The organism is Streptomyces sp. NPDC058812 (assembly GCF_042744565.1).
Taxonomy (GTDB): domain Bacteria; phylum Actinomycetota; class Actinomycetes; order Streptomycetales; family Streptomycetaceae; genus Streptomyces; species Streptomyces thinghirensis.
The window spans coordinates 792,450-811,220 of record NZ_JBHYOB010000001.1; the positions used below are offsets into that span (position 1 = coordinate 792,450).

15 protein-coding genes are annotated in these 18,771 nt (G+C 71.8%); 1 reads left to right on the plus strand and 14 read right to left on the minus strand.

Features of this window, described 5'->3' with window-relative positions:
- Positions 1 to 122 precede the first annotated feature (122 nt).
- Both ACFW48_RS03680 and ACFW48_RS03685 read right to left on the minus strand, forming a co-directional pair.
- Positions 123 to 416, minus strand: coding sequence for a DUF3039 domain-containing protein (locus ACFW48_RS03680; RefSeq protein WP_055417189.1), 294 nt, complete (start codon positions 414 to 416; stop codon positions 123 to 125).
- Between the two features lie 56 nt (positions 417 to 472).
- A complete protein-coding gene (locus tag ACFW48_RS03685; protein WP_386310111.1) occupies positions 473 to 1,045 on the minus strand; it encodes a YqgE/AlgH family protein in 573 nt (190 codons plus the stop codon).
- A 235-nt stretch (positions 1,046 to 1,280) separates the two neighbouring features.
- Here ACFW48_RS03685 and murA point away from each other — a divergent pair, with 235 nt between their 5' ends.
- Positions 1,281 to 2,627, plus strand: coding sequence for a UDP-N-acetylglucosamine 1-carboxyvinyltransferase (gene murA, locus ACFW48_RS03690; RefSeq protein ID WP_121747244.1), 1,347 nt, complete (start codon positions 1,281 to 1,283; stop codon positions 2,625 to 2,627).
- A gap of 97 nt (positions 2,628 to 2,724) precedes the next feature.
- On the opposite strand, the gene ACFW48_RS03695 is transcribed toward murA, so the two are convergent.
- The 12 genes from ACFW48_RS03695 to ACFW48_RS03750 all read right to left on the minus strand — a co-directional run bounded on the left by ACFW48_RS03695 (position 2,725) and on the right by ACFW48_RS03750 (position 18,358).
- Complete coding sequence (locus tag ACFW48_RS03695; protein WP_003950507.1) at positions 2,725 to 3,006, minus strand: HU family DNA-binding protein; 282 nt, start codon at positions 3,004 to 3,006, stop codon at positions 2,725 to 2,727.
- Positions 3,007 to 3,357: 351 nt separating this feature from the next.
- Positions 3,358 to 4,773, minus strand: coding sequence for an NAD-dependent malic enzyme (locus ACFW48_RS03700; RefSeq protein WP_386310113.1), 1,416 nt, complete (start codon positions 4,771 to 4,773; stop codon positions 3,358 to 3,360).
- A 416-nt stretch (positions 4,774 to 5,189) separates the two neighbouring features.
- The gene (locus ACFW48_RS03705) at positions 5,190 to 7,517 is read right to left on the minus strand and encodes a HelD family protein (protein ID WP_386310115.1); all 2,328 of its coding nucleotides are present in this window, start codon (positions 7,515 to 7,517) and stop codon (positions 5,190 to 5,192) included.
- Between the two features lie 82 nt (positions 7,518 to 7,599).
- Entirely contained in the window at positions 7,600 to 8,388 is a 789-nt protein-coding gene (locus ACFW48_RS03710) for a zf-HC2 domain-containing protein (protein WP_386310117.1), read from the minus strand.
- Between the two features lie 71 nt (positions 8,389 to 8,459).
- Positions 8,460 to 8,984, minus strand: a complete 525-nt coding sequence (locus tag ACFW48_RS03715; RefSeq protein WP_247696390.1) for a sigma-70 family RNA polymerase sigma factor — start codon at positions 8,982 to 8,984, stop codon at positions 8,460 to 8,462.
- Positions 8,985 to 9,180: 196 nt separating this feature from the next.
- Positions 9,181 to 9,771, minus strand: a complete 591-nt coding sequence (locus ACFW48_RS03720) for a CGNR zinc finger domain-containing protein (RefSeq protein ID WP_386310120.1) — start codon at positions 9,769 to 9,771, stop codon at positions 9,181 to 9,183.
- A 113-nt stretch (positions 9,772 to 9,884) separates the two neighbouring features.
- Positions 9,885 to 11,036 carry a uroporphyrinogen-III synthase gene (locus ACFW48_RS03725; protein ID WP_386310122.1) on the minus strand — a complete coding sequence of 384 codons (1,152 nt, stop codon included), beginning with the start codon at positions 11,034 to 11,036 and terminating at the stop codon, positions 9,885 to 9,887.
- Positions 11,037 to 11,144: 108 nt separating this feature from the next.
- Positions 11,145 to 12,506 (minus strand): nitrate/nitrite transporter, encoded by a 1,362-nt coding sequence (locus ACFW48_RS03730; RefSeq protein WP_386310124.1) that lies wholly within the window; start codon positions 12,504 to 12,506, stop codon positions 11,145 to 11,147.
- A gap of 143 nt (positions 12,507 to 12,649) precedes the next feature.
- A complete protein-coding gene (locus tag ACFW48_RS03735; protein ID WP_386310127.1) occupies positions 12,650 to 13,555 on the minus strand; it encodes a hypothetical protein in 906 nt (301 codons plus the stop codon).
- A gap of 101 nt (positions 13,556 to 13,656) precedes the next feature.
- Positions 13,657 to 14,961, minus strand: a complete 1,305-nt coding sequence (locus tag ACFW48_RS03740; RefSeq protein ID WP_386310128.1) for an acyltransferase — start codon at positions 14,959 to 14,961, stop codon at positions 13,657 to 13,659.
- Positions 14,958 to 17,156: a polysaccharide deacetylase family protein gene (locus ACFW48_RS03745; RefSeq protein ID WP_386310131.1), complete on the minus strand. Its 2,199-nt coding sequence runs from the start codon at positions 17,154 to 17,156 to the stop codon at positions 14,958 to 14,960. The genes ACFW48_RS03740 and ACFW48_RS03745 overlap by 4 nt, the downstream gene beginning before the upstream one ends.
- Positions 17,156 to 18,358 (minus strand): hypothetical protein, encoded by a 1,203-nt coding sequence (locus ACFW48_RS03750; RefSeq protein WP_386310134.1) that lies wholly within the window; start codon positions 18,356 to 18,358, stop codon positions 17,156 to 17,158. Before ACFW48_RS03750 ends, ACFW48_RS03745 begins: the two co-directional genes overlap by 1 nt.
- Between the last annotated feature and the right edge of the window lie 413 nt (positions 18,359 to 18,771).

Below are 18,771 nucleotides of genomic sequence, written 5' to 3' on the forward strand. Positions count from 1 at the left end.
AGGTTATGGAGTACATGAACGTGTCCACAAGAGGTCTCAACCACTTCGTGACAACACGAAGGCCCCCGGAGTGCGCGCGGGCACACTCCGGGGGCCTTCGAAGAACTCGGCCGGGAAGGCTGCTACTTCTTGTCGCCGCCCTTGCCGCCCTTGCCCTCGTCTCCGCCGCCGCTCATGGACTCGTAGATCTCCTTGCACATGGGGCAGACCGGGTACTTCTTCGGGTCGCGGCCCGGTACCCAGACCTTGCCGCACAGCGCCACGACGGGGGTGCCGTCGAGGGCGCTCGCCATGATCTTGTCCTTCTGGACGTAATGGGCGAAGCGCTCGTGGTCACCGTCACCGTGGGAGGTCTGCGGTGTCGGTTCAACGAGGGTCCCCGTACCAGTCCCGCGCTCGGGCTCGAGAGTGCTCATGCATGCCAGGGTACTTAAAGCCGGGGTATTGGAGCTCACACGCTTCGGCCGGGAGATCAGTTGAGCGAGGGGTCGTCCGGATACGTCGCCACCATCGCCAGGTCGCCCCGCTGGCGGCGCAGCACCTCGCGCCAGAGTCTCTCGGGCACCGGGCAGGACACGTCGCCGGGCTCGGACTCCACCACGTACCAGGCGCCCTCCGTCAGCTCGTCCTCCAGCTGTCCGGGGCCCCAGCCCGCGTACCCGGCGAAGATCCGCAGGGCGCCCACGGCGGGGGCCAGCAGCTCCGGCGGCGCCTCCAGGTCCACCAGCCCGATCGCGCCGTGCACCCGGCGCCAGCCCAGCGGCGCCCTCTCCCCGGACGCCCCGCCGGGGACGACGGCCACGCCCAGGGCCGAGTCGAGCGATACCGGGCCGCCCTGGAAGACGACGCCGGGTTCGCCGGTCAGGTCCGCCCAGTCCTCCAGGATGTCGCCCACGTCGACCGGCGTGGGACGGTTGAGGACAACACCGAGGGAGCCCTCCTCGTCGTGGTCGAGGAGGAGCACCACCGCACGCTCGAAGTTCGGGTCCGCCAGGGCGGGCGTTGCCACGAGCAGCCGCCCCGTGAGCGAGGACACCTCGGTCATGCCTGACATGATCCCGCATGTTCCCCTCCCGTGGGGAGGCAATCGGGGGCACGGGGGTGAACGCGTGCGCCGTGCGCGCGCCGCCGCCGTGACCGCCCGTGCCCACCGGTGAACGGTTCGTGTTGTGACAAACCCATGACGTTGCCGGACCGTGCACAGGCTTACTGAAGGGGGGTACAAGGCGATTACCCTTTCCCTTCTGGCCCCTGCCCAACCCCCACGGAACGCGAGATTCATGACCGTCAACGGCGCTGATGACGTACTGCTTGTCCACGGCGGAACCCCGCTGGAGGGCGAGCTCCGGGTCCGCGGTGCGAAGAACCTCGTACCGAAGGCCATGGTGGCCGCCCTGCTGGGCAGTGCGCCGAGCCGGCTGCGCAATGTGCCGGACATCCGCGACGTGCGGGTCGTACGCGGACTGCTGCAACTGCACGGGGTGACCGTCCGTCCGGGAGAGGAGCCCGGCGAGCTGGTGCTCGACCCCTCCCACGTGGAGAGCGCGAACGTCGCCGACATCGACGCCCACGCGGGCTCGTCGCGCATCCCGATCCTGTTCTGCGGCCCGCTGCTGCACCGACTCGGGCACGCCTTCATCCCGGGTCTGGGCGGCTGCGACATCGGCGGCCGGCCCATCGACTTCCACTTCGAGGTGCTGCGGCAGTTCGGCGCGAAGATCGAGAAGCGGGCGGACGGCCAGTACCTGGAGGCCCCGCAGCGGCTGCGCGGTACGAAGATCAACCTGCCGTACCCGTCCGTCGGCGCGACCGAGCAGGTGCTGCTGACGGCCGTGCTGGCCGAGGGCGTCACGGAGCTGTCCAACGCCGCCGTGGAGCCGGAGATCGAGGACCTGATCTGCGTACTGCAGAAAATGGGCGCGATCATCGCGATGGACACCGACCGCACGATCCGCATCACCGGTGTGGACGAGCTGGGCGGCTACACCCACCGCGCCCTCTCGGACCGCCTGGAAGCCGCCTCCTGGGCCTCTGCGGCGCTGGCGACCGAGGGGAACGTCTACGTCCGCGGCGCCCAGCAGCGCTCGATGATGACGTTCCTGAACACCTACCGGAAGGTGGGCGGCGCCTTCGAGATCGACGACGAGGGCATCCGCTTCTGGCACCCGGGCGGGCAGCTGAAGTCCATCGCCCTGGAGACGGACGTGCACCCCGGCTTCCAGACGGACTGGCAGCAGCCTCTGGTGGTCGCCCTGACGCAGGCCACGGGTCTGTCCATCGTCCACGAGACGGTCTACGAGTCCCGGCTCGGCTTCACCTCCGCGCTCAACCAGATGGGCGCCCACATCCAGCTCTACCGCGAGTGCCTCGGCGGCTCCCACTGCCGCTTCGGCCAGCGCAACTTCCTGCACTCGGCCGTCGTCTCCGGACCGACCAAGCTGGAGGGCGCCGACCTGGTCATCCCCGACCTGCGCGGCGGCTTCTCCTACCTCATCGCCGCCCTCGCGGCCCAGGGCACCTCCCGGGTCCACGGCATCGACCTGATCAACCGGGGCTACGAGAACTTCATGGAGAAGCTCGTGGAACTGGGCGCGAAGGTGGAACTGCCGGGCAAGGCGCTCGGCTGATCGTAGGTACGACGAAGGGGCGGCCACCTGGGAAGGTGGCCGCCCCTTCTACGTCACTACGCCGTGTACGCCGTCCTGGGACGAACGTACGGCAGGGTCACTTGCCCTTGGCGGCTTCCTTGAGCTTCGAGCCCGCGGAGACCTTGACGCTGTAGCCGGCCGGGATCTGGATCGGCTCGCCGGTCTGCGGGTTGCGGGCGGTGCGAGCGGCACGGTGGGTGCGCTCGAAGGTCAGGAAGCCGGGGATGGTGACCTTCTCGTCGCCCTTGGAGACGATGTCGCCGACAACCTCGGCGAACGCGGCCAGCACGGCGTCGGCGTCCTTGCGGGTCACCTCGGCGCGGTCGGCCAGCGCGGCCACCAGCTCACTGCGGTTCATGTTGTTACTCCCGTGTTCTTCTTGCCGTTGAGGCGTGCCACGCGGCGGAGCCGCATGTTGGGCACAGCGATGCCGATGCTGCCAGGGTCCTCGGACACTCCCCGGACCCGGGTCGGTCGTCAGACCCTCGCGCCCAGGGAGGCATCCTGCCTCCACCTGCGGCGGTAAAGCCAATCCGGCACCCCCAGGAGTCGTGAGAACACCCTTGGGAGTCACACGAGAAGAGGGCCTGAGCCTTGCGCAACCCTAGAGGGCGATCCCAGGCCCGACATCCCGCGACGCGCCGGTAGGGCGGCCCGCCGTGGTGATCCTCACCACCACGGCACAGGCCGCACACACTCCGTCCGGGTGCTACGCCACCACTCCGGCGGCCTTCGCCGCCTCCCGCACGGCGCCCGCGACGGCACCGGCGACCTTGTCGTTGAAGACGCTGGGGATGATGTAGTTCGGGTTGATCTCGTCCTCGGTCACCACGTCCGCGAGGGCGTGCGCGGCGGCCAGCATCATCTCGGTGTTGACCGTGCGGGACTGCGCGTCCAGCAGGCCCCGGAACACGCCCGGGAAGACCAGCACGTTGTTGATCTGGTTCGGGAAGTCGGAGCGGCCGGTGGCGACGACCGCCGCGGTCTGGCGGGCGATCGCCGGGTCGACCTCGGGGTCGGGGTTCGCGAGCGCGAACACGATCGCACCGTCGGCCATGGCGGCCACGTCCGCGCCGTCCAGGACGTTCGGGGCCGAGACGCCGATGAAGACGTCGGCGCCGTGCACGGCCTCCTTCAGGGTGCCGGTGAGGCCCTCGGGGTTGGTGTTGTCGGCGATCCAGCGCAGCGCCGACTCGGGCGCGGCGTCGACCAGGTCCGCGCGGCCCGCGTGCACGACGCCGTGGATGTCGGCGACGACCGCGTTCTTCACACCCGCGGCGGTCAGCAGCTTGAGGATGGCCGTACCCGCCGCGCCGGCGCCGGACATGACGACCCGTACGTTCTCGATGGGCTTGTCGACGACGCGCAGGGCGTTGGTCAGGGCGGCGAGGACGACGATCGCGGTGCCGTGCTGGTCGTCGTGGAAGACGGGGATGTCGAGGGCCTCGCGCAGCCGGGCCTCGATCTCGAAGCAGCGGGGGGCGGAGATGTCCTCCAGGTTGATGCCGGCGAAGCCCGGGGCGATGGCCTTGACGATCTCGACGATCGCGTCGGTGTCCTGGGTGTCGAGGCAGATCGGCCAGGCGTCGATGCCGGCGAAGCGCTTGAACAGGGCCGCCTTGCCCTCCATGACCGGCAGGGCGGCCTTCGGGCCGATGTTGCCGAGGCCCAGCACCGCGGAGCCGTCCGTCACGACCGCAACGGAGTTGCGCTTGATGGTCAGGCGGCGGGCGTCCTCGGGGTTCTCGGCGATCGCCATGCAGACGCGGGCCACACCCGGCGTGTAGATCATGGACAGGTCGTCACGGTTGCGGATGGGGTGCTTCGACGCCATCTCGATCTTGCCACCGAGGTGCATCAGGAAGGTACGGTCGGAGACCTTGCCCAGGCTGACGCCCTCGATGCCGCGCAGCTGCTCCACGATCTCGTCGGCGTGGGAGGTCGAGCCCGCGGCGATGGTGACGTCGATACGGAGCTTGTCGTGGCCGGAGGCCGTGACGTCGAGGCCGGTGACGGAGCCGCCGGCGGACTCCACCGCGGTGGTGAGCTGCGAGACCGCTGTCCCGCCCGCGGGCACCTCCAGTCGGACCGTCATCGAGTAGGAGACGCTGGGCGCCGTTGCCATGGCCGACTTCCTCTGCTTTCACCGTGTAACTGCGTTGTGCCGTCCGATCGTCGCACCTACCACTGAGTACGTGGTAGCCACCCCGGATTGCGAACTTTGTGTTCGCGCACCGTCTCCACCGGATCCTGAGCACTTTCGGAAAACTACTTCCACCATACGAGAAGTTGCGGGTCGACGGAAGAGGGGCGCCGTCCCGGGAAAGAACCCGCGGGACGGGAATTGTCTTGCGGGGATCGTTTGTTACCTTGGACGTGGCACCGGCTCGATCCAAGCCCCCGGGCCCAACCTTCGTCGCTCAGAGCGACCACTTGCCGCGAGGCGAGCATGGCGGGTCGGTGCCACTTAAACGAAGAGGACGAGAGGCCCGCGCCGTGGGAACGGCGCGGGCCTCTCGCATCTCCCGGTGCCCCCTTGCCTCAGTCGCGCAGCAGGTCCGGCACCCCCGCGGCGTCCGGCTCGTCCCGCTCGCAGGAGACGACCGTCAGCTGCTGGGTGGCCCGGGTCAGGGCGACGTACAGCACGCGCAGCCCGGCGGGCGACTCGTCGGCGATCTCGGCCGGCGAGACGACGACCGTGGCGTCGTACTCCAGACCCTTGGCCTCCAGGCTGCCGAGGGCCACCACGCGGTCGCCGAGCCCGGCCAGCCAGCGCCGGGCCTCCTCGCGGCGGTTCATCGCGACCACGACGCCGACCGTGCCGTCGACGAGGTCCAGCAGCCGGGCCGCCTCCGCCCGGACCGACTCGGCGAGGGTGTCCTCCACCACCGCGAAACGCGGTTCCACGCCCGTCGAGCGCACCGCCGTCGGGGACTCGGAGCCCGGCATGGCGAGGGCGAGCACCTTGGCCGCCAGCTCGGCGATCTCCGCCGGGTTGCGGTAGTTGACGGTCAGCTCGAAGCGGCGGCGCGGGCGGGAGCCCAGGGCCTCGTCGCGGGCCGCGGCCGCCTCGTCGGGGTCGGACCAGGAGGACTGGGCCGGGTCGCCGACGACCGTCCACGTGGCGTGCCGGCCGCGACGGCCCACCATCCGCCACTGCATGGGGGTGAGGTCCTGGGCCTCGTCGACGATGACGTGCGCGTACTCGGTGCGCTCCTGCGCGAGGCGCTCGGCGCGTTCCCACTGGGTCTCCTCGCGCTGCGGCATCAGCTCGTCCAGGCCGGTGAGCTGGTCCAGCGGGTCCAGCTCGCGCCGCTTGCGGGGGCGGGCCGGGGTGCCGACGATCGCCTGGAGCTCGTCGAGCAGCGCGATGTCGTGCACGGAGTGGCCCTCGCGCCGCAGCGAACGGGCCACCTTGCGCACCTCGCCCGGGTTGAGCACGCGCCGGGCCCAGCGGCCGAGGCGCCGCTCGTCCGCCATGGCCGCCAGCACGGCGCCCGGGGTCAGCTCCGGCCACCAGGCGTCGAGGAAGGCGGTGAAGGAGTCCTCGGAGCTGACGTCCTCGTCGAAGGAGGAACGCAGCTCGGCGGCCAGCTCGGGGTCGCTGTGCCGGGTACCGGCGCCCGACTTGGCCCACAGGGCGTCCAGGAGCAGCCGGCGGGCGCGGGGACGCAGCAGGTTGACGGGCGCGGTGCCGCCGAGCACGGTGCGGCGGATGCCGGCCAGCTCCTCCGCCTCCAGTTCCAGCCGCCGGCCGAAGGCGACGACCCGCAGCAGGGTCGGGGAGTCGCTCGGCTCCAGCGCTCCGCGCGCGGCCCTGCGCAGCACCCTGAGCATCCGGGAGGAGCCCTTGGCGCGGGCGGTGGCCGGGGAGTCGTACAGCGTGGCCTCGGCGCCTTCGGTCAGCGAGCCGATCGCGCGGATGGCGACCTGCCCCTCCTCGCCGAGGGAGGGCAGCACGCCCTCGGTGTACGCCACGAGGAGCGGGGTCGGCGAGACGATGAGGATGCCGCCCGCGTACCGGCGCCGGTCCTGGTAGAGCAGGTACGCCGCCCGGTGCAGGGCGACGGCGGTCTTGCCGGTGCCGGGGCCGCCCTCGACGTACGTCACGGAGGCGGCGGGGGCGCGGATCACCAGGTCCTGCTCGGCCTGGATGGAGGCCACGATGTCCCGCATGGAGTGCGTGCGGGCCTGTCCGAGGGCGGCCATCAGGGCGCCGTCGCCGACCACGGCCAGCTCGTCGCCGTCCAGGCGGGCCCTGATCTCGGGCCGCATGAGGTCGTCCTCGACGCCGAGGACGCGCCGTCCCTTGGAGCGGATCACGCGGCGGCGCACGACCCGTCCCGGATCGACCGGCGTGGACCGGTAGAAGGGGGCCGCGGCGGGCGCCCGCCAGTCGATGACCAGCGGGGCGTAGTCCTCGTCCAGGACGCCGATGCGGCCGATGTGCAGGGTCTCGGCGATGTCGGCGGTGTTGTCGGGCCGCAGAGCGCCCTCGGCGGGCTCGACGGCCGTGTACGCGCCGTCCGGGCCCTTCTTGCCGTCCTTGCCGAGGAGCAGGTCGATACGGCCGAAGAGGAAGTCCTCGAACTCGTTGTTCAGGCGGCTGAGGTGGATGCCGGCCCGGAAGACCTGCGCGTCGCGCTCGGCCAGCGCGCCGGGCGTGCCGACGTGGCCGCGCTGCGCGGCGTCGTGCATGAGGAACTCGGCCTCGTGGATCTTCTCCTCGAGGCGGCGGTACACCCGGTCCAGGTGTGCCTGTTCCACGCTGATCTCTCGGTCCCGTACGGAGTCCTCCCGTACGGAGTCCTCCCGTACGGAGTCGTGAACCGAGTCGACCGCTGAGTCCTGTTGCGCCTGTGCGGCCACCGGGCCCCCTTCTGACGTGCTGGGCAGCCGTCAAAGGTACGCGAAGGGGGACCCGGAAGCCACGGCCCGTCCGGTGACGGGCCTACGCGTCCACCTCCACCAGCCGCTCGCCGTCGAAGGTCATGACCTCGAAGCGGTCGATCTGGTTGGGCTCGAAGGCGGCGCCGCCCTGCACGTAGAGCGGCTTCTTGCCCTTGTCGGTGGTGGCGTCCGGGATGCCGTACCCCCAGTCCGGGACCGACCAGGAGGTGACCGTCTCGCGTTCGCCGTTCTTGCCGACGGCGATCAGGGAGCACTTCTCGGGGCCCTTGAGGTTCTTCAGTTCCAGGACCGCGTCGGTGCCCCAGGCCTTCTTCTGCAGGGCCACGGTCGCGCTGACCTCGGTGGTCGGGTCGGTCGCCGTGACCCGGTCGGGCATGGCGGCGAAGGCGGACTCGGCGGGGCTCGCGGCCTGCCGGGTGGCCTCGGTCTTCTTCCCGCCGCCCCCGCCGCCGTCGTCACCGCCGCCGCCCGTCGTCGCCACGGCGGCGAACGGGCCGCCGATGATCAGCGCGGCGGCGGTGCCCACCAGGTAGAAGTTGCGGCGGCGTTTGCTCGCTCGGCGCTCGGCGACCTCGTCGACCAGCTTCTCCGCCAGCCGCGGGCTCGGCCTGGCCGTCAGCGACTCGGCGATCGCGGGCGTGCCGGTACCCGGCAGGTCCGCGAGCGCGGCCATCATGGGCTCCATCCCGGCCAGCTCGTCGAGCTGCTGGGCGCACCATTCGCAGGTGGCGAGGTGCGCCTCGAAGGCGGTCGCCTCCGCGTCGTCGAGGATGCCGAGGGCGTAGGCGCCGACGGTCTCGTGCTCGTTCGGCGCCGGTGATCCCTGCATGGGGACAGGATTACCCGTGTCACCCGGGCCGAATCCCTCGCCGAATCCCTGAACTCCCCCGTACCCGCTCATCACGCCGTCACCCCCCGCTCCTCCAGAGCCAGCTTCATCGAACGCAGGGCGTAGAACACCCGGGAGCGAACGGTGCCGCTGGGTATGCCCAGTGTCTGCGCCGCCTCATTGACGGTACGCCCCTTGAAGTACGTCTCGACGAGGACCTCCCGGTGAGCCGGGGTCAGGTCGTCGAGCGCGTCCGACAGCGTCATCAGCCACAGCGCCTTGTCGATCTCGTCCTCCGCGGGGATGACCTCCAGCGGCGACGGATCGACCTCCTGCGGCCGGGCCTGCCGGCTGCGGTGGCCGTCGATGACGATGCGCCGGGCGACCGTCACCAGCCAGGGGCGTACCGATCCGGTCGCACGGTTGAGCTGACCGGCGTTCTTCCAGGCACGGATGAGCGTCTCCTGGACGACGTCCTCGGCGCGCTGCCGGTCGCCCGCGACCAGCCGCAGCACGTAGGCCAGCAAGGGGCCGGCGTGCTCCCGGTACAGCGCGCGCATCAGCTCCTCGTCGGGTTCCGAGGGCGCCTGGGACATGCGATGTCGGGCCCTCGCACCACGTTCATTGGCCACGACGGAATCCTTGCGCACGCCCACCTCCGATGTCCGGGGGTTCCCCCAGTCGGTCGCTCGCCCATTCGGTACGGACGCGAAGTGCGGCGTGTTCAAAGCGAGATGACAGTTTCTCGGAGGTGGTGCGACGAACGGGGCGTAGCCGTACTTACCGCCGTACCTATCGGGCGAGGGCGGCGCGGCGGCGGTGTCGGGCGACGCGCTCGCGGTTGCCGCAGATCTCACTGGAGCACCAGCGCCGGCGGCGTCCACGGGAGGTGTCCACGTACACGATCGGGCAGTTGTCGCCCTCGCACTGCCGCAGACTCGCCCGCGCGACGGGGTCGGTGAGCAGTTCCACGGCGTCCCGGGCGAGGGCGCCGAGCAGCGCCGCGCACTCGGGCGGCCCGGTCAACTCCCTGACCAGCGCGCCGTCCTCGCCGTGGACCGCGCGCGGGGCCGGGGGCGCGGCGACGGCGAGGTCGTTGACGCGGGCCAGCGCGAGGTCGTACGGGTGGGTGCCGGGCGCGGCCCTGGAGCGGACCAGGCGGGTGGTCTGGCCGCGCAGTTCACGGAAGCCGGTCAGCCAGACCGCGTCGGCGTGGGCCAGTGGGGTGCCGGGCGGGACGAGCCCGGAGCCGGTGATCCAGGCACGCAGCGCCTCGACGCGGTCGAGCCGTTCCATGGGATGGGTGGTGGCGATGAGGTCCAGGCAGATCCGCCCGGTGTCGAAGCGCAGCTCGTACGGGTCGGTGGCCGTACCCAGTGCCATGTTCCTGTCACCGCCTAGGGGTTGCCCGGTGGGGCGGGCCGAGAAGGGGAGCAGGTGGACCGCTCCTCCTACAGTGCCTGCCCGCTCCCGTGCCCGGAACCCCTCGTACCGCCTCACCCGTCCGTGTACTTGGCGTCCGTCGCCGGGTCCAGGGCCAGGCGGTAGCCGCGTTTCACCACCGTCTGGATCAGCTTGGGGGCGCCGAGGGACGTACGCAGGCGGGCCATCGCCGTCTCGACGGCGTGTTCGTCGCGGCCGGTGCCCGGCAGCGCCCGCAGCAGTTCGGCCCGGGGCACGACCCAGCCCGGCTGCCGGGACAGCGCCCGCAGCAGGGACATGCCGGCGGGCGGCACGGTCCTGAGTTCCCCGTCGACCAGCACCGCGTGCCCGCGGATCTCCAGTCGGTGCCCGGCGACGGGCAGGGCACGGGCGCGGGCCGGCAGCTCCTGGCAGAGCAGTTGTACGAGGGGGCCCAGCCGGAAGCGTTCGGGCTGGGACGTGTCGACGCCGTGCGCCTGGAGCGGCACCGCGGTGACCGGTCCGACGCAGGCGGGCAGCACGTCGTGTCCGAGGGCGGCGAGCAGCTCGGGCAGCATGCCGCGCTCCTCGGCGCGGGTGAGGAGGGACGCGGCGGCGGGCGCGCTGGTGAACGTCACCGCGTCCACCCCGTGCGAGACGGTGGCGTCCAGCAGACGGTCCACGGGCCCGAGGTCCTCCGGCGGGAGCCACCGGTAGACGGGTACCCCGACGACCTCCGCACCGCCCGCCCGCAGCGCCTCCACGAACCCCGGCAGCGGCTCACCGTGCAGCTGTACGGCGATCCGGCGGCCGTCGACGCCCTCCTCCAGCAGCCGGTCGAGTACCTCGGCCATGGACTCGGAGGCCGGCGACCACTCCTCCGTCAGCCCGGCGGCCCGGACCGCGCCCTTGACCTTTGGCCCGCGCGCGAGCAGCTCCACCGCGCGCAGCCGCTCCAGCAGGGCGTCGCCCAGCCCCCAGCCGTCGGCGGCCTCGACCCACCCCCGGAACCCGATGGCGGTGGTGGCCACGACGACGTCCGGCGCCTGGTCGATGAGCTGCTTGGTCGCGGCCAGCAGCTCGCTGTCGTCGGCGAGCGGCACGATCCTGAGCGCCGGGGCGTGCAGGACGGCGGCACCGCGCCGCTGGAGCAGCGCGCCCAGTTCGTCGGCCCGGCGGGCGGCGGTCACGCCCACGGTGAATCCGGCCAGGGGACCGTGGTCAGGCCGCTGCTGTTCGTCGTCCATGGCTCGCCGCGCTCCGATCGTTCACACCCACGTGCATACTCACGTGCCGACCGAGCCTGCCAACGGTGCGTGACGGGCTCGGTTCGGCTTCATGTCACCAGTGTTACGTCATACCTGGGCGTAGCTGAGCCGGTCCTTCGCCTCCGCCGGACCCGCCGGGCCGTCCGGCGGTCCTGCGGCGGGGCGGCGAAGGTATACCGCCCACGTGACGGCGAAGCAGACGGCGTAGAAGGCGAGGAAGGCCACGAACGCGCCGGTGCCCGAGCCGAGGGAGAGGAAGGACTGCCGGAAGGCGAGGTTGATGGCGACGCCGCCGAGCGCGCCCACCGCGCCGATCAGCCCCATGGAGGCACCGGAGAGCCGCCGCCCGTACGCCACGGCCTCCTCCCCCCTCAGTCCCTCGGCGAGCGCCTTGTTCTGGAAGATGCCGGGGATCATCTTGAACGTCGAGCCGTTGCCGAGCCCGCTGAGCACGAACAGCACCACGAACACGGCGACGAACAGCGCGAGCGACTTCGCCATGCTGGCCGCGACGAGTACGGCGGTGGCGGCGGCCATGGCGACGAAGTTCCACAGCGTGATCCGCGCGCCGCCGTACCGGTCGGCGAGCCTGCCCCCCAGCGGCCGGATCAGCGAGCCGAGCAGCGGACCGATGAAGGTGAGGTACGCCGCCTGCAGCGGACTCCGCCCGAACTGGGTCTGCAGCACCTGCCCGAAGGCGAAGCTGTAGCCGATGAACGACCCGAACGTGCCGATGTACAGCACGGCCATGATCCAGGTGTGGGCTTCCCGGGCGGCGTCCTTGGCGGCCCCGGTGTCGTTCTTCACGGAGGCGAGGTTGTCCATGAAGCAGGCCGCGAGGACGGCGGCCACCAGGATCAGCGGGATGTAGATGCCGAGCAGCACCCGCGGCCCGCCGCTCGCCCCGATGATCGCGAGCGCGGCCAGCTGGATGACCGGCACGCCGATGTTCCCGCCCCCGGCGTTGAGGCCGAGCGCCCAGCCCTTCTTCCTGAGCGGGAAGAAGGCGTTGATGTTGGTCATGGAGGAGGCGAAGTTGCCGCCGCCGATGCCGGCCAGCAGCCCGACGAGGAGGAAGGTCGAGAAGGACGTCCCCGGCTCCATGACCGTGAACGCGGCCACGGTCGGCACCAGCAGCAGTCCGGCGGAGACGATCGTCCAGTTCCGCCCGCCGAAGATCGCGACCGCGAAGGTGTAGGGCACCCGCACGACGGCCCCGACGAGCGTCACCACGGACGTCAGCAGGAACTTGTCGGCCGGTGTCAGCCCGTACTCGGGCCCCATGAAGAGCACCAGCACGGACCACAGCGTCCAGACCGAGAACCCGATGTGCTCGGAGAGGACGGAGAAGAACAGGTTCCGCCGCGCGACCCGCTCCCCCGTCTCCTTCCAGAAGGTCTCGTCCTCCGGATCCCAGTGCTGGATCCAGCGGCCTCCAGGGACTCTCATGACGCCTCCACGGTGCTCCACATCTCGGTTGCACCGAAGGTAGGGAGGACGCGTTTCGGGCCGGTGGGGCTGTGGATGACCGGAAGGGAACGTTGCTCTCACCCGGCGCCGGGGCGGGTTGAGAGGTCGCCGCGGGTCCGCCGTCAGCCCTGCGGGGGCTGGGGCTGCCAGTGAGGAGGCTGCTGCTGGGGGTAGGGCTGGGGCGGGTACGGCTGCTGTGCCTGCGGCGGCGCGTACGGCTGCGGCTGCGGCTGCCCGTAGGGGGGCTGAGCGGCCTGGGCCGGATACGGCGGCTGCTGCGGGGCGTACGGGCCGGGCGCGGGCTGTCCGTAGCCACCGGGCGCCGCGGGTGCGGCGGGAGCGGCGGGAGCGGCGGGTGCCTGCGGATAGCCGTACGGCGCGCCGCCGGCCACGGGCCCGCCGACGCCGCCGAACGGATTCCCGTGCCCCGGCAGCTGCGCCCCGGGCGCCAGGTACCGCACCCGCCCCGTCTCGTCGGCCACCGGCACGAACCCGGCGGCCTGCAGCCGCGCCGCGAACTTGGCGTTGCGCTTGCGGGTGACGAGGAGGCCGACGCCCAGGAGCGCCAGGACGCACAGCCAGACGATCGCGGCCACGACGAAGTCGCCGGACTCACCGCCGAAGCGGTAGGCGAGGACCACGCAGCCCACGGTGACGCCGAGCGCGCCGTAGCCCATCCGCTTCTCGGCGCTCTTGCCGGTGAGGTCGAAGTTGAGCCGCGCCTTGAGGAGTTCGAAGGCGTCCGGCACGAGCGGGGGCACCGACACCCCGTCGCCGGCGTTCGGGTACTGCGCCCAGTTCTGCGCGGCCCGGCTCCGCGCCTGCGGGCTGGGGTCGGGGACCAGCAGCATCCTGAGAGAGCTGTTGCTCCCGCCGCCCTGCCGTACGTCGGCGTACTCGTACCCGAACTGTTGGGCGACGAAGGCGAGCTTGGCGAGCTTCTTCACGGACGCCATCGGACTGGTGAGCTCGACCGGTTCTCCGCTCGCCATCAGCCGGAGCATCTTCTGCGTCTGGCGCTTACTCATCCCGCTTGTCCCCCTGACCGGCTCGCGCCGCCCTGTTCACTTCCGCAACCGGGGCAGTCTCGCACGGGACGCGTCGGCACGGTACCCGGGCCCGCCCGGCGTCAGCCCCGGTGGGCCGCCCGCGCCCTGGGCCGGCTCCCGGCGGCGCGCTTCGTGCCGTTCGGCCAGAGCCGCGGCTTGCGCTTCGCCGCCAGGTCCTCGACCCAGCCCACGGCGAGGACCATCAGCCCGATGAGCGGCCAGACGAGGGCGAACATCCAGATCGTGTACGCGCCGTCGAGGGCGGCCACCGCGCGCTCGCTCTGCATGAAGGGCAGTTGGTAGGCCAGGTCGATGATCGGGACGGTCGCCATGATCAGCAGGTTGTGCCACAGGTAGATGGTGACCGCGCGGTTGTTGGAGAGGGTCACCAGCTTGTCCCACTTGGCCAGCCGCCCCGGGAGTTCCCGCCACGACGGGGAGTACTGGAGCAGGATCACGACGAACCCGAACGACCAGGTGGCCTGGGCCAGCGGGATGTCGTTGAGGTCCCAGCCGTCGGGGCCCAGGTGGTTCGAGGCCCACCACAGGCCGAAGGCCATGATCAGGGACGCGCAGGAGACGGAGACGTACCGCGGGATCTGCTTCAGCAGGCCCTCGTGGTGGGCGAAGCCCAGGACCCAGCAGCCGCCGTAGACGGCGAAGTCGGTGACGGCGTTGCCCGTCTCGCCGGGAATGGTCACCACGCCCGTGCCGACGATCGCCGTGAGGCCGAGCGGCGCGAGCAGCGTCGGCCAGGGAGCCTTGCGGAACAGCCAGAGCAGCAGCGGGGAGGCGATGACGAACCACAGGTAGGCGCGCAGATACCACAGCGGCCCCGCGGCCTGCACCGCCCAGGTGTCTTCCAGCAGGCCGGACTTGGAGCCGATGTGCCAGGGATAGGGGGGTGCGCCGATCGGCACGATGTAGTTGAACAGCTCGATCAGGCCCCAGGTGCCCCCGCGGTCCGGGTCGTCCGTCGGGTTCCAGCCGTTCACGAACATCATCGCGAGCACGACCGCGGCGAACGCCCACATCGGCGGCAGGAGGCGGCGCACGCGGCCGCGGATCACGCCCATCGCCGGGCGCTTCAGCGAGCGCGCCATCAGCGAACCCGCCAGCGCGAACATCACGCCCATCGACGGGAACACCACCGACAGCCAGGCCCAGCCGAACAGGTGGTACACCACGACGCGGACCAGGGCGATGGAGCGCAGCAGGTCCAGGTACCGGTCGCGGCCCGGTTTCCCGGCGGCCGGGGCGGGAGCGGGCCCGGGTGCGGGCTCCGTCGTGCGCTGCTGCGGGACGGCGTACGGCATCCCCGCGGCCCCGTACGGGCCGGCCGGCTCCGGGTTCGTACCCGTACCGGTCGTGTATCCGTGGGTCATGCCACGGGCCTCCGATCATCGCTGCCCCGCGAACCCTGGCGCGGCACCGAGCCGCCGGGCGCCCCGACCACGCCGGTGCGCCGGAGCTTCTGCCAGCGCAGGCGGCCGCCGGTGAGCGCGGTGATCCAGGACTGGAGCAGCACTACGTACATGAGCTGGCGGTAGAGGATCTGCTGCAGCGGCAGCGAGATCAGGTGGGTCATGCGTTCGCGGTCGAGACGGAAGGCGTACGCCGCGCAGACCGCCTGGATGGCCAGGACGCCCAGCCACGCCACGATCGTCTTCTGGGTCGGGCCGAAGACGATGCCGTAGAGCAGGAAGACGTCGATCAGCGGGGCCAGGAGGGGGGCCAGGACCATGAACAGGGAGACGAAGGGCAGGCCCACGCGGCCGAAGCGGCCCGAGGGGCCCTTCTCGATCACCGCGCGGCGGTGCTTCCAGATGGCCTGCATGGTGCCGTACGACCAGCGGTAGCGCTGGGACCACAGCTGCTGGACGGTCTCGGGGGCCTCGGTCCAGGCGCGGGCGTTCTCGGCGTAGACCACGCGCCAGCCGGCGCGGTGCAGCGCCATGGTGACGTCGGTGTCCTCGGCGAGGGTGTCGTCGCTCATGCCGCCGATCGGTGCCAGCGCCGAGCGCCGGAAGGCGCCCACCGCGCCGGGGATGGTCGGCATGCAGCCGAGGACGTCGTACATCCGGCGGTCCAGGTTGAAGCCCATCACGTACTCGATGTGCTGCCAGGCGCCGATGAGGCTGTCCTTGTTGCCGACCTTCGCGTTGCCGGCCACGGCGCCCACCTTCGGGTCGCCGAAGGGCTGGACGAGTTCGCGGACGGTGGACGGTTCGAAGACCGTGTCGCCGTCCATCATGACGACGATGTCGTGACTGGCGTTCGCCAGACCGCGGTTGAGCGCCGCCGGCTTGCCCGCGTTGAGCTGGCGGATCACCCGGACGCCCGGCAGGCCCATCGCCTCGACGATCCGGGCCGTGCCGTCGCTGGAGCCGTCGTCGATGACGATGACCTCGACGGGGTGGTCACTGGCCATCAGGGAGAGGACGGTGTTCTCGATGCACTTGGCCTCGTTGTACGCCGGCACCAGCACCGTCACCGGTTCGGTCACCGGCGGGCCCCAGCGGAAGCCCTTGCGGCGGACCCGGCGGGCGTGGACGCCGGAGAGGAGCAGCATCAGCACGAAGCGGCTGATGACCAGGGTCCCGATGATCGCCAGGCCCACCACCAGGCCGTCGGTGATCTTCTCCGAGGCCTGGACGAGGAAGACCCAGGCCTTGCCCTTCCACAGTTCGGCGCCGGTCACCGGACTCATCGCGCTGGGCGCGTCGAGGGCCTCGGTGAGGTTGTCGAACTCGTAGCCCTTCTTCTGCAGGTCGGGCAGGAACCTGTCCAGCGCCGCGACCGTCTGGCTGCGGTCACCGCCCGAGTCGTGCATCAGGACGATGGCGCCCTCGCCGTCCTTGGGCGTGGCGCGGCGGATGATCTCGTCGACGCCGGGCCGCTGCCAGTCCTCGCTGTCGGTGTTGTTGACGACGGTGATGTAGCCGCGGCTGCCGATGTACTCGGTGACCGGCCAGGACTTGTTGTCCATGGCGTCGGAGAAGGAGGAGTACGGCGGGCGGAAGAGCGAGGTGCGGATGCCCGCCGCGCCGGTGATCGCCAGCTGGTTCTGCGACAGCTCCCAGTCGATGCGCTTCTTGGACTGGAAGGAGAGGTCGGGGTGGTTGAAGGTGTGCAGGCCCACCTCGTGGCCCTCGTCGACCATGCGCTCGACGAGGTCGGGGTAGCGGGAGGCCATGGTGCCGGTGACGAAGAAGACCGCGTGCGCGTCGTGCTTCTTCAGCACGTCCAGCACCCGCGGCGTCCAGGTCGGGTCCGGGCCGTCGTCGAACGTGAGGACCAGGCGGTGGTCGGGCACGCTCAGGCTCTCGGTGCGGCCGCCGCGGGCGTCGATGACCGGGCCGCCCTCCAGGATCTTCTCCGGCACCTGGTCGGTGGCGGCGGGCGGCTGGACCCGGTGGTCGGCGAGGATCTCGCTGTGCACGTACCCGCGCAGCATGAGCATCGCCGACAGGGCGGCGAGGACGAGCAGCGGAAGCAGCAGACGCAGGGGCAGGCGGCGGCGCCGGGCGCCGTCACGGGCGCTGCGCGCGGCCCCGTGACGGCGGGTGCGGGATGCCATCAGAGGGTGTTCTCCGGGGACAGGGAAGGGGACGTGGGGGTGTTGTCCGGGCCGGCGGCGACGGGCTGGTCGGCGGGCCCGGCGGCGGAGAGGGGATCGCTCGCGCCGTTGGCGGTCGTGTCGCCGCCGCCCGGGTCGGTGCCCGTTGTGGGGTCGACCGTGGGCGCGGTCGGATCGACCGTGGGGTCGCCGCCGCCCGCCGGGGTCGACGGGTCCGTGGTGGCGGGCGGCGGAACCTGCGTCGACTGCGTCGGGTCCGGGTCGGTCGCGCCGCCGCCGCCCGGCTGCGTACCGGCCCCGGTCTCCGAGGGCTCGGGGTCGGCGCTGGTGCCGGGCTGCCGCGCGGTACCCGACGTACCGGGCGCGGGGGCGTCGGCGCCCGGCGCCGTGGTCACGCCGGTGCCGGCGGAGGGGCTGGTCTGCGGAGCGGCGCTGCCGGTGCCCGAGGGCCGCGCGGACTGCGAGGGCAGCGGGGTGGTGTCGACCTGGCCGGCCGGCTTGCCCTCCTGCTGGCCCTCCACGGGCAGCCAGGGCGCGTTGGAGTTGCCGGACAGCAGCGTGGAGACGATGACGACGGCGTAGACCGCGCAGGCGACGCCGACGGCGATGCCGAGACGGCGGTACAGGCGGCTGCGGCGTCCGGACGCGTCGACGAAGACCGGTCCGTCGGACTCGCGTTCCGGGCCGCTCTTGCGGTGCCCGCTGTCGACGCGGCGAAGAACGCCGTCGCCGAGCTGGACGGCGTCGAGCTGGACCGTCACCTCGTGCGGGTCGTGGGTGTGATCGCCGACGTCCGGGGTGTCCTGCCAGGGGTCGCGGAGGGCGGCGGTGGCGGGGCCGGGCGCGGTCGTGGGTGCGGGTACGGGGGCGGGGAAGGCGCGGGTCGGGGCGGCCGAGGGGAGGATGTCCGTCCTGTCGGCGTCCGGGCCGGTGCCGTTCTGGCCGGTGCCGTTCTGGCCGATGCCGGTCGGCGCGGTGCCCTTGGGGCCCTGACCGGCCGGGGCCGTGCCCGCCGGGGTCGTGCCCGCCGGGGCCGTGCCCGCCGGGGTCGTACCGGCCGAGGTCGGGGCCCCCTCGTCACGGTTCGCCCCGGTCTGGCTGGTCCCGCCCCAGGTTATCCGCCCCTGACCGAACGGATCACGGACCCGGCCCCGGTCCGTGCGGTCTGGACCCGCCGGACTCCCGGCCGCTGGGCTTCCCACCGGACTTCCGCCTATTCGGTCCCTCCGGTCCCTCCCTATTCGGGAACCGAGGACCTCCGTCTCGTCGGTACCGGCGCCCGCAGCGCCAAAGTCCCCGAACCACCCCGCGCCGGACCCGGGGGATGCGGTGGTCCCGTCGGACTGGGCGGACCGGGCGGACGGCGTTCCGGCCGTCGGGAACTCCCCGGTCACCGGGAAGGCCCGGGTCGCCGGGAACACCTCGGTGGCGTCAGCATCCTGTCTCGCCTCCGGGAGATCACGCATCCCGGACGCGGCCTGGGGCCACTCCGGTTGGGCGTCTTTCTGCCATTTCTTCACGCGCACGCACTTCCCCCCGAGGGACAGTTCCGGGTGCGCGTACGACTCCGAGCACCCGTCGGCCGAACCGGCCCCCACCAGGTTCGAGCGCCCCC

What these genes read in the sequence shown, in the direction of transcription:
- ACFW48_RS03740 (WP_386310128.1), bottom strand. Translation starts at nt 14,961, where the DNA reads ATGACCCACGGATACACGACCGGTACGGGTACGAACCCGGAGCCGGCC.
- ACFW48_RS03695 (WP_003950507.1), bottom strand. Translation starts at nt 3,006, where the DNA reads ATGAACCGCAGTGAGCTGGTGGCCGCGCTGGCCGACCGCGCCGAGGTG.
- ACFW48_RS03715 (WP_247696390.1), bottom strand. Translation starts at nt 8,984, where the DNA reads ATGTCCCAGGCGCCCTCGGAACCCGACGAGGAGCTGATGCGCGCGCTG.
- ACFW48_RS03710 (WP_386310117.1), bottom strand. Translation starts at nt 8,388, where the DNA reads ATGCAGGGATCACCGGCGCCGAACGAGCACGAGACCGTCGGCGCCTAC.
- ACFW48_RS03700 (WP_386310113.1), bottom strand. Translation starts at nt 4,773, where the DNA reads ATGGCAACGGCGCCCAGCGTCTCCTACTCGATGACGGTCCGACTGGAG.
- ACFW48_RS03680 (WP_055417189.1), bottom strand. Translation starts at nt 416, where the DNA reads ATGAGCACTCTCGAGCCCGAGCGCGGGACTGGTACGGGGACCCTCGTT.
- ACFW48_RS03720 (WP_386310120.1), bottom strand. Translation starts at nt 9,771, where the DNA reads ATGGCACTGGGTACGGCCACCGACCCGTACGAGCTGCGCTTCGACACC.
- murA (WP_121747244.1), top strand. Translation starts at nt 1,281, where the DNA reads ATGACCGTCAACGGCGCTGATGACGTACTGCTTGTCCACGGCGGAACC.
- ACFW48_RS03730 (WP_386310124.1), bottom strand. Translation starts at nt 12,506, where the DNA reads ATGAGAGTCCCTGGAGGCCGCTGGATCCAGCACTGGGATCCGGAGGAC.
- ACFW48_RS03745 (WP_386310131.1), bottom strand. Translation starts at nt 17,156, where the DNA reads ATGGCATCCCGCACCCGCCGTCACGGGGCCGCGCGCAGCGCCCGTGAC.
- ACFW48_RS03735 (WP_386310127.1), bottom strand. Translation starts at nt 13,555, where the DNA reads ATGAGTAAGCGCCAGACGCAGAAGATGCTCCGGCTGATGGCGAGCGGA.
- ACFW48_RS03725 (WP_386310122.1), bottom strand. Translation starts at nt 11,036, where the DNA reads ATGGACGACGAACAGCAGCGGCCTGACCACGGTCCCCTGGCCGGATTC.
- ACFW48_RS03685 (WP_386310111.1), bottom strand. Translation starts at nt 1,045, where the DNA reads ATGACCGAGGTGTCCTCGCTCACGGGGCGGCTGCTCGTGGCAACGCCC.